This window comes from Actinoplanes sp. NPDC051859 (genome assembly GCF_044452725.1).
Lineage (GTDB): Bacteria > Actinomycetota > Actinomycetes > Mycobacteriales > Micromonosporaceae > Actinoplanes.
Map to the genome: position 1 here is coordinate 95,458 of NZ_JBITBX010000012.1, position 13,880 is coordinate 109,337.

The 13,880-nt window shown below is 70.4% G+C and carries 14 protein-coding genes; 13 read left to right on the forward strand and 1 reads right to left on the reverse strand.

Annotated features, from left to right (window positions below; genetic code table 11):
• Window positions 1–2: 2 nt before the first annotated feature.
• A complete protein-coding gene (locus ACIA1L_RS27030; protein WP_396075883.1) occupies window positions 3–482 on the forward strand; it encodes an HIT family protein in 480 nt (159 codons plus the stop codon).
• 6 nt (window positions 483–488) lie between these two features.
• Here the strand turns inward: ACIA1L_RS27030 and ACIA1L_RS27035 are convergent, their stop codons facing one another.
• Window positions 489–2,639: an elongation factor G-like protein EF-G2 gene (locus ACIA1L_RS27035; RefSeq protein WP_396075770.1), complete on the reverse strand. Its 2,151-nt coding sequence runs from the start codon at window positions 2,637–2,639 to the stop codon at window positions 489–491.
• 231 nt (window positions 2,640–2,870) lie between these two features.
• Here ACIA1L_RS27035 and pgsA point away from each other — a divergent pair, with 231 nt between their 5' ends.
• The 12 genes from pgsA (at window position 2,871) to secD (ending at window position 13,879) form a co-directional block, all read left to right on the forward strand.
• Window positions 2,871–3,506 (forward strand): phosphatidylinositol phosphate synthase, encoded by a 636-nt coding sequence (gene pgsA, locus ACIA1L_RS27040; RefSeq protein ID WP_396075771.1) that lies wholly within the window; start codon window positions 2,871–2,873, stop codon window positions 3,504–3,506.
• Between the two features lie 50 nt (window positions 3,507–3,556).
• Entirely contained in the window at window positions 3,557–4,393 is an 837-nt protein-coding gene (locus ACIA1L_RS27045; protein ID WP_396075884.1) for a phosphatidylinositol mannoside acyltransferase, read from the forward strand.
• A gap of 13 nt (window positions 4,394–4,406) precedes the next feature.
• On the forward strand, window positions 4,407–5,561 hold the full coding sequence (locus ACIA1L_RS27050; protein ID WP_396075772.1) for a glycosyltransferase family 4 protein: 1,155 nt from the start codon (window positions 4,407–4,409) through the stop codon (window positions 5,559–5,561).
• A gap of 25 nt (window positions 5,562–5,586) precedes the next feature.
• Entirely contained in the window at window positions 5,587–6,117 is a 531-nt protein-coding gene (locus ACIA1L_RS27055; RefSeq protein WP_396075885.1) for a hypothetical protein, read from the forward strand.
• 131 nt (window positions 6,118–6,248) lie between these two features.
• Entirely contained in the window at window positions 6,249–7,157 is a 909-nt protein-coding gene (gene pdxS / locus ACIA1L_RS27060; protein ID WP_396075773.1) for a pyridoxal 5'-phosphate synthase lyase subunit PdxS, read from the forward strand.
• Window positions 7,158–7,511: 354 nt separating this feature from the next.
• The gene (gene pdxT, locus ACIA1L_RS27065) at window positions 7,512–8,117 is read left to right on the forward strand and encodes a pyridoxal 5'-phosphate synthase glutaminase subunit PdxT (protein WP_396075886.1); all 606 of its coding nucleotides are present in this window, start codon (window positions 7,512–7,514) and stop codon (window positions 8,115–8,117) included.
• A gap of 20 nt (window positions 8,118–8,137) precedes the next feature.
• A complete protein-coding gene (locus ACIA1L_RS27070) occupies window positions 8,138–8,890 on the forward strand; it encodes a YebC/PmpR family DNA-binding transcriptional regulator (protein WP_396075774.1) in 753 nt (250 codons plus the stop codon).
• A 118-nt stretch (window positions 8,891–9,008) separates the two neighbouring features.
• The gene (gene ruvC / locus ACIA1L_RS27075) at window positions 9,009–9,563 is read left to right on the forward strand and encodes a crossover junction endodeoxyribonuclease RuvC (protein WP_396075775.1); all 555 of its coding nucleotides are present in this window, start codon (window positions 9,009–9,011) and stop codon (window positions 9,561–9,563) included.
• Window positions 9,560–10,165 carry a Holliday junction branch migration protein RuvA gene (ruvA, locus tag ACIA1L_RS27080; RefSeq protein ID WP_396075776.1) on the forward strand — a complete coding sequence of 202 codons (606 nt, stop codon included), beginning with the start codon at window positions 9,560–9,562 and terminating at the stop codon, window positions 10,163–10,165. The genes ruvC and ruvA overlap by 4 nt, the downstream gene beginning before the upstream one ends.
• The gene (ruvB, locus tag ACIA1L_RS27085; RefSeq protein ID WP_396075777.1) at window positions 10,162–11,211 is read left to right on the forward strand and encodes a Holliday junction branch migration DNA helicase RuvB; all 1,050 of its coding nucleotides are present in this window, start codon (window positions 10,162–10,164) and stop codon (window positions 11,209–11,211) included. Before ruvA ends, ruvB begins: the two co-directional genes overlap by 4 nt.
• A gap of 172 nt (window positions 11,212–11,383) precedes the next feature.
• The gene (gene yajC / locus ACIA1L_RS27090) at window positions 11,384–11,725 is read left to right on the forward strand and encodes a preprotein translocase subunit YajC (RefSeq protein WP_396075778.1); all 342 of its coding nucleotides are present in this window, start codon (window positions 11,384–11,386) and stop codon (window positions 11,723–11,725) included.
• Between the two features lie 216 nt (window positions 11,726–11,941).
• Window positions 11,942–13,879, forward strand: a complete 1,938-nt coding sequence (gene secD, locus ACIA1L_RS27095; RefSeq protein WP_396075779.1) for a protein translocase subunit SecD — start codon at window positions 11,942–11,944, stop codon at window positions 13,877–13,879.
• Window position 13,880 lies beyond the last annotated feature (1 nt).

The window sequence follows — 13,880 nt, forward strand, 5'->3', positions numbered from 1 at the left end:
GGATGGCGTACATCTCCGGTGCGGACCGGCCCGAGGGCGGCTACGAGCAACCGTCCGGCTGCCCGTTCTGCGTGGCACCCGGGCTGCCGGACGACCAGACCCTGGTGGTGGCGCGGGGCGAGACGGTGTTCGTGGTGCTCAACCTGTACCCGTACAACCCGGGACATCTGCTGGTCTGCCCGTACCGGCACGTGGCCGACTACACGGACCTGACCGGGCCGGAGACCGCCGAGGTGGCCGCGTTCACCCAGCGGGCGATGCGGACCATCCGGAAAGCCAGCAGCCCGCACGGCTTCAACCTCGGCATGAACCAGGGCGCGGTGGCCGGTGCCGGCATCGCCGCCCACCTGCACCAGCACGTGGTGCCGCGGTGGGGCGGCGACGGCAACTTCATGCCGGTGATCGGCCGCACCAAGGTGCTGCCGCAGCTGCTCGGCGACACCCGCGAGCTGCTCGCCAAGGCCTGGGCCTCGACGAGCTGACACGGCCTACCTCGCGGCGGCGTGCTCCTTGCGGACCGCTTCGGCCAGGTGGGCCGGCATCGGCTCGTGTCGTGCGTACGCCCGCGTGAACGTCCCTGAGCCCGAGGTCAGCGCGCGCAGCTCGACGGCGTACCGCAGCAGCTCGGTCGCCGGGACCTCGGCACGGACCAGGCTGTGCTCGCCGTCGTCGTCGGTGTCGCTGCCCATCGGGCGCCCGCGCCGGCCGGAGAGGTCGCTCATCACGGCGCCCACGTAGGTGTCGGGCACCCGGACCACGATCTCGTCCACCGGCTCCAACAGCGTCATCTGCCCCTGCTCGGCGGCCTCTTTCAGGGCGATCGCACCGGCGGTCTGGAAGGCGGCGTCGGAGGAGTCGACGCTGTGCGCCTTGCCGTCCACCAGGGTCACCCGCAGGTCGACCACGGGGAAGCCCGCGACGATGCCCTTCTCGAGCTGGGCGCGGACGCCCTTCTCCACCGAGGGAATGTAGTTGTGCGGGACGGCGCCGCCGACGACCTTGTCTACGAACTCGAAGCCGGAGCCGCGGGGCAGTGGTGTCACCTCGATGTCGCAGACGGCGTACTGGCCGTGGCCGCCGGACTGCTTCACGTGCCGGCCGTGGCCCTTCGACGCGGCGCCGAAGGTCTCCTTGAGCGGGACCTTCACCGGCTCGGTGTCGAGGTCGACGCCGCCTGCGCGGAGCCGGTCCAGCACCACGTCGGCGTGCGCTTCGCCCATGCACCAGAGGACGAGCTGGTGGGTGATCGGGTTGCGTTCCAGGCGCAGCGTCGGATCGCCGGCGACCAACCGGGCCAGGTTCTTGGCTAGGGCGTCCTCGTCGGAGCGGGTCTTGGCGACCACGGCGATGGGCAGCAGCGGCTCGGGCATGGTCCACGGCTGCATGAGCAGCGGCTGGTCCTTGCCGGACAGCGTGTCGCCGGTCTCGGCGCTGCCCGACTTGGTGATCGCGCAGATGTCCCCGGCGGCGCAGGCGGGCACCTCGCGCAGCTGCGCGCCCAGCGGCGCGTACACGTGGGCGATCCGTTCGTCGGCGTCGTGGTCGGGGTGGCCGCGCTCGGTCAGGCCGTGCCCGGAGACGTGCACGGTCAGCTCGGGCCGCAGGGTGCCGGAGAACACCCGGACCAGGGAGACCCGGCCCACGTGCCGGTCGATTGTGGTCTTGACCACCTCGGCGACGAGCGGGCCGGCCGGGTCGCAGGTCAATGGCGGGCGGGGGCTGCCGTCGATGCCGGTGACCACAGGCAGGTCGTGTTCCAGCGGGGAGGGTGCACTGGTAGCCAGGCCGTCGATCAGCGCGTCGAGGCCGACGCCGGTGGCCGCGCAGACGGGGACGACCGGATAGAAGTTGCCCCGGGCGACCGCTTTCTCCAGGTCGGGGATCAGGGTGTCGGTGCTGATCAGCTCGCCGGCGACGTACCGATCCATCAGGGTCTCGTCCTCGCTCTCGGCGATGATTCCCTCGATGAGCAGGTCGCGGTCGTCCTTGATCGGGTTGAGATGGGCCTGCTCCGCCTCGGCCTCGCGCGGCGGGTAACCCTGCGAGTAATCCAGGACCCGCAGGGTGACCAGGCCGATCAGGCCCTCGACGCTGGTGCCGTCATCGCCGAGCATCGGCTGATAGATCGGCATGACGTTCTCGCCGAACGCCTCCTGGCAGTCCTGCAAGGTGCCGTCGTAGTCGGCGCGCGGATGGTCGAGCCGGGTGATGGCGACCGCGCGGGGCATCCCGACGGCGGCGCATTCCTCCCAGAGCGCCGTGGTGGCGTCGTCCACTCCGTCGACCGCGGACACGACGAAGAGCGCGGCGTCCGCTGCTCGGAGCCCAGCGCGCAGTTCACCGACGAAGTCGGCGTACCCGGGAGTGTCCAGGAGGTTGATCTTGATCCCGTCGTGCACGACCGAGGCGCAGGCGAGCGAGACGGACCGCTGCTGGCGTACGGCCGCCGGATCGTGATCGCAGACCGTGGTGCCATCGGTCACCGTGCCGGCGCGCGGAATCGTGCCGGTCGCCGCGAGCAGCGCCTCGACCAGCGTTGTCTTGCCCGCGCCGGAGTGGCCCACCAGCACCACGTTGCGTACTCTGCCGGGCTCGGTCACCACCGGCCCTGTCGCGTTGTCCTGGTTCTTCTGCGCCATCTCTGCCGCACCTCCTCGTCGCCCCGGGTCGGCGCGCCGCACCACCCGGCCGTGCCGAAGGTGAGTTTCCCGGCTGTTACGACGCTGTCCTTGGATCTGACACCCACCGCAGTCGCCTGCGCAACCCCCCGTAATCGGGCGGGTACCTGACCAGCATCCCCTGTGACGATTCGGCGTCGCGTGACCGGGGCCGTACCGCGCGTCGCCGGGCGCCGTTATGGTGGGACGGCCATGGCAAAGATCGTCAACGTTACCGCCCGTGCCGTCGTCGCGTACGGGGTCGACCCGACCGCGCGTTTCCTGCTGCGCTGCGGCGTCACGCCCAACGCCGTCACCGTCGCCGGCACCCTCGGCGTGTTCGTCGGCGCTTGGTTCGGCGCCCAGGGCATGCTCTTCTGGGGCACGGTGATCGTCACCGCGTGTGCGCTGACCGACGCCCTCGACGGCACGATGGCCCGCATGCGCGGCCCCGCGGGCAAGTTCGGCGCCCTGCTCGACTCGTCAATGGACCGACTCGCCGACGGTGCGGTCTTCGGCGCGGTCGTCTACTACCTCGCCACCGAGGGCAACCCGTACGGCGGGGTCTGGGCGGCGCTGATCAGCCTCGTCGGCGGCCAGGTCGTGTCGTACGTGAAGGCCCGCGCGCAGAGCCTCGGCCTCAACGCCGACGTCGGCATCGCGGAACGCCTCGAACGGCTCCTCATCCTCGGCGTGGGCGGTCTGCTCGGCAGCGCCGGCCTCGAGTGGGGCCTGCCGGCCGCGCTCTGGGTGCTGTCGGCGCTGTCACTGATCACCGTCTTCCAGCGGCTCATCCACGCCGCCCGCTCGGACCGCCCGGACGCCGAGCCGACGGGCGATGCCGCGTGAAGGACCGGCTCACCGAGCTCGGGTACGCCGCCGGGTGGCGGCTCGTGCGGATGCTGCCACTGTCCGCCGCTCGGGCGGTCTTCAACACAGCGGCCGACCGGGCTGCGCGCGGCAACGGGCCGGGCACCCAACGGCTGCGCCGCAACCTGCGCCAGGTGGTCGGACCGGAGCTGGGCGACGCCGAGCTCGACGAGCTGGTCCGGGCCGGGCTGCGCTCGTACGCCCGGTACTGGATGGAGGCCTTCCGGCTACCTTCGCAGTCTCGGGAACAGTTCCTGGACGGCTTCGACCTGATCAACGAGGACGAGCTGCACGCGGCCATGGCGGACGGTAACGGTGCGATCCTCGCGCTTCCGCACGTCGCCAACTGGGACGCGGCCGCGGCCTGGCTCGTGTCCAGCGGCCACAAAATGATCACCGTCGCGGAGCGGCTGCGACCCGAGGGGCTCTTCGAGCGCTTCGTGGCCTACCGCGAACAGCTCGGGATGGAGGTCCTCCCGCTGACCGGCGGCGAACGGCCCCCGCTCGACGTGCTGGCCGAGCGGCTGCAGCAGGGCTGGGCGGTGGCGCTGCTCGCCGACCGCGACCTGTCCGCCCGCGGGGTCGAGGTGCAGTTCTTCGGCGGTCGCACCCGGATGCCGCCCGGCCCGGCGTTGCTCGCGCTGCGAACCGGTGCCCCGCTCTTCGCCGTCGACCTGTGGTTCGCGCCGGAGCGCACCATGGCCCGGGTCCGCCGGATCGAGCCGCCCGCCGAGGGAGCGCTGGACATCCGGGTGAAGGCCATGACCCAGTTGCTCGCCGACGCGTTCGCGACCGGTATCGCCGAGCACCCGCAGGACTGGCACATGCTGCAGAAACTGTGGCTCGACCAGAGCGCCCGGGTCTGAGGGGCGGGTCGACGTGCGGATCGGGATCGTCTCGCCGTACTCCTTCGACGTGCCGGGGGGCGTGCAGAACCACATCGTCGACCTCGCCGAGGCGCTGATCGGGCTGGGCCACGAGGTCAGCGTGCTGGCGCCCGCCGACGAGGACGCCGAGCTGCCGCCCTACGTCGTGCCGGCGGGGCGGGCGGTGCCGCTGCCCTACAACGGGTCGGTCGCCCGGATCGCCTTCGGCCCGGTCTCGACCGCACGGGTACGCCGGTGGCTCGCGCGGGGCCGGTTCGACGTCCTGCACGTGCACGAGCCGATGACGTTGAGCCTGTCGCTGCTGGCCGTACTGTCCGCCCGCGGACCGGTCGTCGCCACCTTCCACACCGCTATGACCCGGTCGCGGGCGCTGTCCGCCGCGCAGGGGCTGCTGCAGCTGGTGGTCGAGAAGATCACTGCCCGGATCGCGGTCAGCGAGCTTGCCCGCAAGGTGCAGGTCGAACACCTGGGCGGCGGCGCGGTGGAGATTCCCAACGGCGTCGCGGTGGCGAAGTTCGCCACCGCGGAACCACTGCCAGGCTGGCCCGGCGAGGGCGGGACGCTGGGCTTCCTGGGCCGCTTCACCGAGCCGCGCAAAGGCTTCGACCTGTTGCGTACGGCGTTTGTCACGCTGGCCCGTCAGCGGCCCGGCCTGCGCCTGTTGGTGGCCGGGCCGGGCGACCGTGCCGACCTGTTCTCCGACATTCCGCCCGACCTGCACGACCGGGTCGAGTTCCTCGGTCTGGTCAGCGAGGCGGACAAGGCGCGGATGCTGCGCAGCGTCGATGTGTATGTGGCGCCGAACACGGGCGGCGAATCGTTCGGGATGATCCTGACCGAGGCGATGGCCGCCGGTGCCACGATCGCGGCGAGCGACCTGGATGCGTTTCGCCGGGTCCTGGACGGCGGGCGGGCCGGTGCGCTCTTCCCGAACGGCGATGCGGACGCGCTGAGCACGCTGCTCGGCGAGTTGCTGGACGACCCAGATCGTCGCGCTGAGTTAATTACGTGTGCACGGAGTGTAGTCACTATTTTCGACTGGCCCAGCGTCGCCCAGCGCGTACTCGAGGTATATGCCACCGCGATAGAGGCAACCGACGGACGAGTCCTCGACGAAGAGTGGGCGGAACCACGCCAAGGTACGTAACTCTCCGACACCTCCAGGCACTACGATCCCCGGAATGTGGTGGCTCCTGGGTGCGCTCGCGGTGGTGGCTGTGCTGGCGTACCTCGCCTGGACCGACCACCGGGTGGAACGCGTCCACGTCCGGGCCCAGTCAGGTGCGCGCGCTCTCGACGCCCACCTGCTGCGCCGCGCCGCCGCGGCCGCCGTGGTCGGTGAACACCTCGACTCCGTCGAGCTGTACGCCGCCGCGCGCCTCGCTCTCGACGCCGGGCCGGACGAGCGCGAAGCGGCCGAGAACGACCTCACGAGGCAGTTGCAGGCCGCACCGCTGAACGGCACCGACCCCGCCACCGTCATGCTGATCGCCACCAGCCGCCGGGTCGTCCTCGCCCGCCAGGTGCACACCGACCTGGTCCGCGACGCCCTGACCGCCCGCCGTCGTCTGCTCGTCCGCGCCCTGCGGCTGGCCCGCCGCTTCGAACGCCCCCGCTACTTCGACATCGTCGACCCGACCCTGCTGGTGCCGGTCACGCCCCGCCCCGCGGAACCCGCCGACCTGCGCATCCCCGCCGCCTGAGGCTGCTGCGCCGGGATGTGCCCGGTGGATACCGGTGCAGGCCACCGGGGGGTCGATTGGACATCGGACGGCAACCGCCCGGTGCGTAAAATTCTCGCGAATCCGCAAAACCTCGTGAGGAGCCCAGCACCGTGTCCGAGAGCGCGCCCGACAGCCAGCCCACCACCGGTACCGCCCGCGTGAAGCGCGGTATGGCCGAAATGCTCAAGGGTGGTGTGATCATGGACGTGGTCACGCCGGAGCAGGCCAAGATCGCCGAGGACGCCGGCGCGGTCGCCGTCATGGCCCTCGAACGGGTCCCCGCCGACATCCGCGCCCAGGGCGGCGTGTCCCGGATGAGCGACCCGGACATGATCGACGGCATCATCAGCGCCGTCTCCATCCCGGTCATGGCGAAGGCCCGGATCGGCCACTTCGTCGAAGCCCAGGTGCTCATGTCGCTCGGCGTCGACTACATCGACGAGTCCGAGGTCCTGACCCCGGCCGACTACGCCAACCACATCGACAAGTGGCAGTTCACCGTGCCCTTCGTCTGCGGTGCCACCAACCTCGGCGAGGCGCTGCGCCGGATCACCGAGGGCGCAGCCATGATCCGCTCCAAGGGTGAGGCCGGCACCGGGGACGTCTCCAACGCCACCACCCACATGCGCACCATCCGGGGCGAGATCCGTCGCCTGACCTCGCTGTCCGAGGACGAGCTCTACGTCGCCGCGAAGGAGCTGCAGGCGCCGTACGACCTGGTCAAGGAGGTCGCGGCCACCGGCAAGCTGCCCGTCGTCATGTTCACCGCCGGCGGCATCGCCACCCCGGCCGACGCGGCCATGATGATGCAGCTCGGCGCCGAAGGCGTCTTCGTCGGCTCCGGCATCTTCAAGTCCGGCAACCCGGCCCAGCGCGCCGAGGCCATCGTCAAGGCCACCACCTTCCACGACGACCCCGACGTCATCGCCAAGGTCTCCCGCGGCCTCGGCGAAGCCATGGTCGGCATCAACGTCGAAGAAATCCCCCAGCCCCACCGCCTCGCCGAACGCGGCTGGTAACAGCTCTCTGAACGCCGCGCCGGTCCACGACCGGCGCGGCGTTGTGTCCCACGACGCGAAGCGCCTGGCAGGGCGTTCTGGAGCAGGATCAGCCCTGGCGGCGGCGCAACCAGATCCCGCGCTCCTGTCGGAACGATCGCCGCGTGCCCGCGCCGAGGTCGGCGCACTGGTTGGTGGCGCGCGCTCAGACCGGGCTGCGGCGGGTTTTCCCATTCACTCAGAATGAAGGGTGCGAAGGTCCGTTCCGGAGCCGCCAGGCGACTGGTCCTTCGCGCCCGGCTCGGCGGGAGCTGCGATCTGCACCACCCACTCAGGCACGACATCCAGCTTTTGATCTTGACTTTGAAGGAAGCCATGAACATCGGAGTTCTCGCCCTGCAAGGCGACGTCCGTGAGCACCTGGCCGCGCTGGCCGAGTGTGACGCGCTGGCCCGCCCGGTGCGGCGGCCCGAGGAGCTTGACGAGATCGACGCCCTCGTCATTCCCGGCGGCGAGTCGACCACGATGAGCAAGCTGGCGATCACCTTCGGGCTGCTCGATCCGATCCGCAAGCGGATCGCCGACGGCATGCCCGTCTACGGCTCCTGCGCCGGAATGATCATGTTGGCGAGCACCGTGCTGGACGGGCGACCGGACCAGGAGTCGTTTGCCGGGATCGACATGACCGTGCGGCGCAACGCTTTTGGTCGGCAGGTGGACTCGTTCGAAGCCGCTGTACGGATGGACGACGTCGAGGGCGGCGATTTCCACGCCGTGTTCATCCGGGCGCCGTGGGTCGAGGAAGTCGGCGGCGACGTGCGGGTGCTGGGCCGCGTCGAAGGCGGACCCGCCGCCGGTAGGATTGTCGCCGTTCGGCAGGGGAACCTGCTCGCCACGGCTTTCCACCCGGAGCTGACCGGCGACCTTCGCGTCCACCGGTACTTCGTCGAGATGGTCCGCCACGCCGCAGACGCACGGTAAGCGAGACACGGAGGTTACGCATGTCCGGCCACTCCAAGTGGGCGACGACCAAGCACAAGAAGGCCGTCATCGACGCCAAGCGCGGCAAGATGTTCGCCAAGCTGATCAAGAACGTCGAGGTGGCGGCCCGTGTTGGCGGTGGCGACCCGGCTGGTAACCCCACGCTCTACGACGCCATCCAGAAGGCGAAGAAGAGCTCGGTCCCGAACGACAACATCGACCGGGCGGTCAAGCGTGGCTCCGGCCTCGAAGCCGGCGGCGCCGACTGGCAGACGATCATGTATGAGGGCTACGGCCCCAACGGTGTCGCTCTGTTGATCGAATGCCTCACCGACAACCGCAACCGCGCGGCCACCGAGGTGCGCACCGCGCTGACCCGCAACGGCGGCACGTTCGCCGACGCCGGCTCGGTGTCCTACCTGTTCAACCGCAAGGGCGTCGTGATCGTCCCCAAGGGCGAGCAGTCCGAGGACGACGTCATGCTGGCCGTGCTCGATGCGGGTGCCGAGGAGATCAACGACCACGGCGAGTCGTTCGAGGTCGTCAGCGAGCCCGGCGACCTGGTCGCCGTCCGCACCGCCCTGCAGGACGCCGGCATCGACTACGACTCGGCCGAATCCTCCCTGGTGCCGACGATGACCGTCGAAGTCGATGAGGAAGCCGCCCGCAAGGTCCTCAAGCTGATCGACGTGCTCGAGGACTGCGACGACGTGCAGAACATCTTCGCGAACTTCGACATCAGCGACGACGTCCTGGCGAAGCTCGACGCCTGATCTTGCTGCTCACGGCCGCCCGGGGTTTCCCCGGGCGGCCGATGTGTGTGTCGGCCGAGGCTCCTGAGCGGGGGAGTACTAGGGTTGTCGAACACACGTCCGAGGAGAGGGGGCGCGCATGCGGGTGCTCGGCATCGACCCCGGCCTTACCCGGTGCGGTGTGGGGGTGGTCGAAGGACAGCCCGGCCGCCCGGGAAAGCTCGTCGGCTACTACGTCGTCTACACCGAGCCGGACGATGACATCGCCCTGCGGCTGCTGCACCTCGACCGCGCGCTCGGCGAACTGGTCGCCGAGCACCGGCCCGAAAGCGTCGCTGTCGAGCGGGTCTTCAGTCAACACAACACCCAGACCATCACGGGTACGGCCCAAGCCAGCGGCATCGCCATCCTCGCGGGAGCGCGCGCGGGCCTGCCCGTTCAGACGTACACGCCCAGCGAGGTCAAGGCCGCGGTCACCGGCTCCGGCACGGCCGGCAAAGCCCAGGTGACCAGCATGGTGACCCGCCTGCTGGGCCTCGACGGGCCGCCCCGCCCGGCCGATGCCGCCGATGCCCTCGCCATCGCCATCTGCCACATCTGGCGTGGTGGCACCCGCGCCCGGTTGCAGGCCGCCGCGCTGAAAGCCGCCCGATCTTCCGCACCCGCCGCCCGCAGACCAGGAGTTCGCCGATGATCGCCAGCGTGCGCGGTGTGGTCGCCGCCATCGCCCCGGACAGCGCCGTCATCGAGGTCGGCGGCGTCGGCCTGGCCGTCCAGTGCGCCCCGGGCACGCTGGCCGGCCTCAAGACCGGGGCCGAAGCCCGCCTCGCCACCAGCCTCGTCGTCCGCGAGGACTCGCTCACCCTGTACGGCTTCGCCGACGACGACGAAAAGCACCTCTTCGAACTGCTCCAGACCGCCAGCGGCATCGGACCTCGCATCGCGCAGGCCGTCCTCGCCGTCCACCCGCCCGAGGCGGTGCGCCGTGCCGTTTCGTCCGGCGACATTGCCGCCCTGACTCGGGTGCCCGGCATCGGCAAGAAAGGCGCCGAACGCCTCGTCCTCGAACTTCGTGACCGCATCGGCGCTGTCTCCACCGGCCCGGACGGGGTCGCCGGCGCGCTGGCGGGCGCCTGGCAGGAGCAGGTTCGCCAGGGGGTCGTGGCCCTCGGCTGGTCCAATCAGCAAGCGGACCAGGCCGTCGCCGCGGTCGCCGAGTCGCTCGACGGCGGTGAGACGCCTCCGGTGCCGATTCTGCTGCGCCAGGCCATTCGCCTGCTGGGCCGCACCCGATGAGTGTCTCCCCGTACGCGGAGGACGAGGACCTCGACGCCGAGGCCAGTGTCCGACCCCGCCGCCTCGCCGACTTCATCGCCCAGCACCGCGTCCGCGACCAGCTCGAACTGCTGCTCAAGGGCGCGATGGGCCGCGGCAGCCCGCCCGACCACATCCTGCTTTCGGGCCCGCCTGGCCTCGGTAAGACCACGTTGGCCAATATCGTCGCGGCGGAGTTGGGGACGGGGATTCGGACGACGAGTGGGCCGGTGATCGAACGGTCGGGGGATCTCGCCGCGATCCTGACCGGGCTCACCGAGGGCGACGTGCTGTTCATCGACGAGATCCACCGGATTGCGAAGCCCGCCGAGGAGCTGCTCTACAGCGCCATGGAGGACTTCCGGGTGGACGTCGTCGTGGGCAAGGGGCCCGGGGCGACCGCGATTCCGCTCGATGTGGAGCCGTTCACGCTGGTCGGTGCGACGACGCGGGCCGGGTTGCTGTCCGGTCCGATGCGCGACCGGTTCGGGTTCGTGGCCCATCTGGACTTTTACTCGCCGGCCGATCTGGACGCTCTGCTGCACCGGTCGGCGCGGATCCTCGGGGTGCCGATCACGCCCGAGGGGGCCGCGGAGATCGCCGGACGTTCGCGGGGGACGCCCCGAATCGCGAACCGGCTGCTGCGGCGGGTCCGGGACTATGCCGAGGTGCGGGGCGAGGGGATCGTGGACGAGGCGACCGCGAAGGCCGCCCTCACCGTGTACGACGTGGACCAGCTCGGTCTGGACCGGCTGGACCGCGCTGTGCTGCGCGCGCTCGTCGAGTCGTTCCGGGGCGGTCCGGTCGGCCTGTCCACGCTGGCGGTGGCGGTGGGGGAGCAGTCCGACACCGTCGAGGAGATGTGCGAGCCGTTCCTGGTGCGGGCCGGGCTGCTGGCGCGTACGCCGCGGGGGCGGGTGGCGACCGATGCCGGCTGGCAGCATCTGGGGAAGACGCCGCCGGAGGGCCGGGGTGCCCTGCCGCATCAGCCGGATTTGTTCGCCCGGGATACGGATTCCGCTCCGTAATGTGAACGTGACGTGTGCCGCGCCCGGATCTCCCAGGAAGAAGGATTAGACTCGCCGCCGTCCAGCGGGATGTATATCTCGCCCCGCCGCGCGTCCGATCCCGCGGTGGTGGCCCCACGGAAGGTTCTTCCTCGTGTCTTTCGCAGCTCAGGCGGAGGGTGGCAGCAGTTTCATGCCGCTTCTGCTGATTGTCCTGCTTTTTGGCGTCATGTACTTCATGATGATCCGTCCGCAGCAGAAGCGGCGCCGGGAGGCGCAGGCCATGCAGGCGGCGCTCGGCCCGGGCGACGAGATCGTGACCATCGGCGGCCTGCACGCCACCGTCGTCGCGGCCGACGATGAGGTCGTCACGGTCGAGCTTTCGCCGGGAGTCACCGCCCGGTACGCCCGCCCGGCCATCGCGCGAGTGATCAAGTCGGAGTCCGCGACTACCGCCGAGGAGCCCGTCGCCGCCGAGCCGGCCGCTGACGAGCCTGCCCAGAGCCCGATCGTGGAGACCCGCAAAAACGACTGAATTCGCCGTCGCGGCCCGCACCTCGCGGGCCGCGACTTTGCGATGATCCAAGACGGGCCGCGGGGCGGGGCACCCGATCGGCCCATTGTTGTGAATAATCGTCGCCGGGCATTCCGGCCGGAACGCCGCGTCCGGTCCGACGCGGCCTGCCCCGCTCTTTCCCCACCTGCGGCCGCGCTCCCGCGGCAGCTCTGAAGTACGAGGAGATCGACAGTCGTGGCACGACCACCACAGGGACAACCGCATCCCGGGCGGCAACTCGCCGTGCTCGGTCTCCTCTTCGCCATCCTCTATGCGCTGGTGTTCTGGGGTCCGGGCACCAAGGACCTGAGCTACCAGGAGCGCCTGGAGCCCCGGCTCGGCCTCGACCTGATCGGCGGCACGCAGGCCACCTACGTCGCCTCGCTCGCCGGCGGCCAGGTGCCCAGCCGGGAGAGCATGGAAGAATCCCGGCGGATCATCGACCAGCGGGTCAACGCGCTCGGTGTGAGCGAGGCCGAGGTCGTCGTCGAGGGCGACCAGAACATCGTGGTGTCCGTCGCCGGCGAGGCCAACGACCAGCTCAAGAACGTCGGCCAGGCGGCGCAGATGCGCTTCCGCAAGGTCCTCAAGGTGGCCGGCGACACCGCCGAGATCGCGCTCAACCCGCCGACCGCCGCGCCCAGCACGGCGCCGAGCGGTGCCCCGACACCGAGCGGTGCGGCTAAGCCGAGCGCTACGGCGAAGGCGCCGGCCGCGACGACGAGTGCCGTCCCGTCGGCGTCTGCCGGCCAGGGTGGGGGCACCGGCGGTCAGGGCGGCGGCGAGCGTGCTCCCGCGCCCAGCGCCAGCGCCTCCGCGCCGGCTCCGGCCCCGTCGGCCTCCGCATCGGCCCCGGCTCCGGCACCCGCGCCGATCTCTACGGAGATCAAGGACCAGCGTGCCGCCGTCGAGAAGAAGGTCGGCGCCGCGGCGTGGGCCGCGGCCAGCAAGCTCACCGACCCGGTCGACCTGTCGACCGACGTGAAGGCGGGCGAGCCGTTCAAGGCGTTCGGCACGCTTTCGGGCGCCGAGGTCAACGCGTTGACGCCGGAGATGCAGTTCAACGTCCCGACGATCGGCTGCAAGCAGCTGGACGCGCGGCCCGCCGGTGCGATCGACGAGATCAACTCGAAGGTCGTGTCCTGCCAGAGCGGCGCGAAGATGTACCTCGACGTCGCCAAGGTCATCGGCACCGACATCGACACCGCGTCGCCGCAGATGGACCAGACGACCGGCCAGTGGGTCGTCTCGCTGGACTTCACCTCGACCGGCCAGACCAAGTGGACCGAGCTGACCCGTGAGGCGTTCCGGCCGGCCGCCAACGACTCCTGCCTGACCGCCGCCCAGGCGTTCTCCAGCAGCTCCACGCACTGCCTCGTGGCCGTGGTGCTCGACAAGGAGGTCATCTCGGCGCCGGAGATCCAGGACGTGCTGACCGGCCAGTCGCAGATCACCGGACAGTTCAACCCGGCCTCGGCGCGGGAGTTGGCCGACAAGATCAAGTACGGCGCGCTGCCCGTTACCTTCGAAGCGGGCACCACCCAGACCGTCTCCGCGACGCTGGGTATCGCGCAGCTGCACGCCGGCCTCATCGCCGCCGCGATCGGCATGGGCCTGGTGGCGATCTACTCGTTCTTCTACTACCGCCTGCTCGGCTCGGTGATCTTCCTGAGCCTGCTGCTGTCCGGTCTGCTGACCTTCGGCGCACTGGTGGTGCTCGGCCGGACCACGGGCTTCACGCTGACGCTCGCCGGCATCGCAGGTTTCATCGTGTCACTAGGTGTGGCAGCAGACTCGTTCGTCATCTACTTCGAACGTCTGAAAGACGAGATTCACGAGGGTCGCAGTCCGCGTAGTGCGGTACCGCGGGCCTGGGCCCGGGCGCGGCGTACCATCATCTCGGCCAACACCATCACCATCATGGCGGCCGTGGTGCTCTACATCGTGTCGATCGGCGCGGTGAAGGGCTTCGCCTTCGCGCTGGGCCTGTCGACGATCCTCGACCTCGTCGTGGTGTTCCTCTTCCGGCACCCGATCATGACGATGTTCGCGAACACGAAGGCGTTCCTGTCGCCGCGGGTCAGCGGCCTCGGCCGTGCCCTGAAGCGCGCTCCGACCGAGAAGGAGGCCTGAC

What these genes read in the sequence shown, in the direction of transcription:
- ruvC (WP_396075775.1), top strand. Translation starts at nt 9,009, where the DNA reads ATGCGGGTGCTCGGCATCGACCCCGGCCTTACCCGGTGCGGTGTGGGG.
- yajC (WP_396075778.1), top strand. Translation starts at nt 11,384, where the DNA reads ATGCCGCTTCTGCTGATTGTCCTGCTTTTTGGCGTCATGTACTTCATG.
- ACIA1L_RS27030 (WP_396075883.1), top strand. Translation starts at nt 3, where the DNA reads ATGGCGTACATCTCCGGTGCGGACCGGCCCGAGGGCGGCTACGAGCAA.
- pdxT (WP_396075886.1), top strand. Translation starts at nt 7,512, where the DNA reads ATGAACATCGGAGTTCTCGCCCTGCAAGGCGACGTCCGTGAGCACCTG.
- ACIA1L_RS27070 (WP_396075774.1), top strand. Translation starts at nt 8,138, where the DNA reads ATGTCCGGCCACTCCAAGTGGGCGACGACCAAGCACAAGAAGGCCGTC.
- ACIA1L_RS27035 (WP_396075770.1), bottom strand. Translation starts at nt 2,639, where the DNA reads ATGGCGCAGAAGAACCAGGACAACGCGACAGGGCCGGTGGTGACCGAG.
- pgsA (WP_396075771.1), top strand. Translation starts at nt 2,871, where the DNA reads ATGGCAAAGATCGTCAACGTTACCGCCCGTGCCGTCGTCGCGTACGGG.
- ruvB (WP_396075777.1), top strand. Translation starts at nt 10,162, where the DNA reads ATGAGTGTCTCCCCGTACGCGGAGGACGAGGACCTCGACGCCGAGGCC.
- ACIA1L_RS27045 (WP_396075884.1), top strand. Translation starts at nt 3,557, where the DNA reads ATGCTGCCACTGTCCGCCGCTCGGGCGGTCTTCAACACAGCGGCCGAC.
- ruvA (WP_396075776.1), top strand. Translation starts at nt 9,560, where the DNA reads ATGATCGCCAGCGTGCGCGGTGTGGTCGCCGCCATCGCCCCGGACAGC.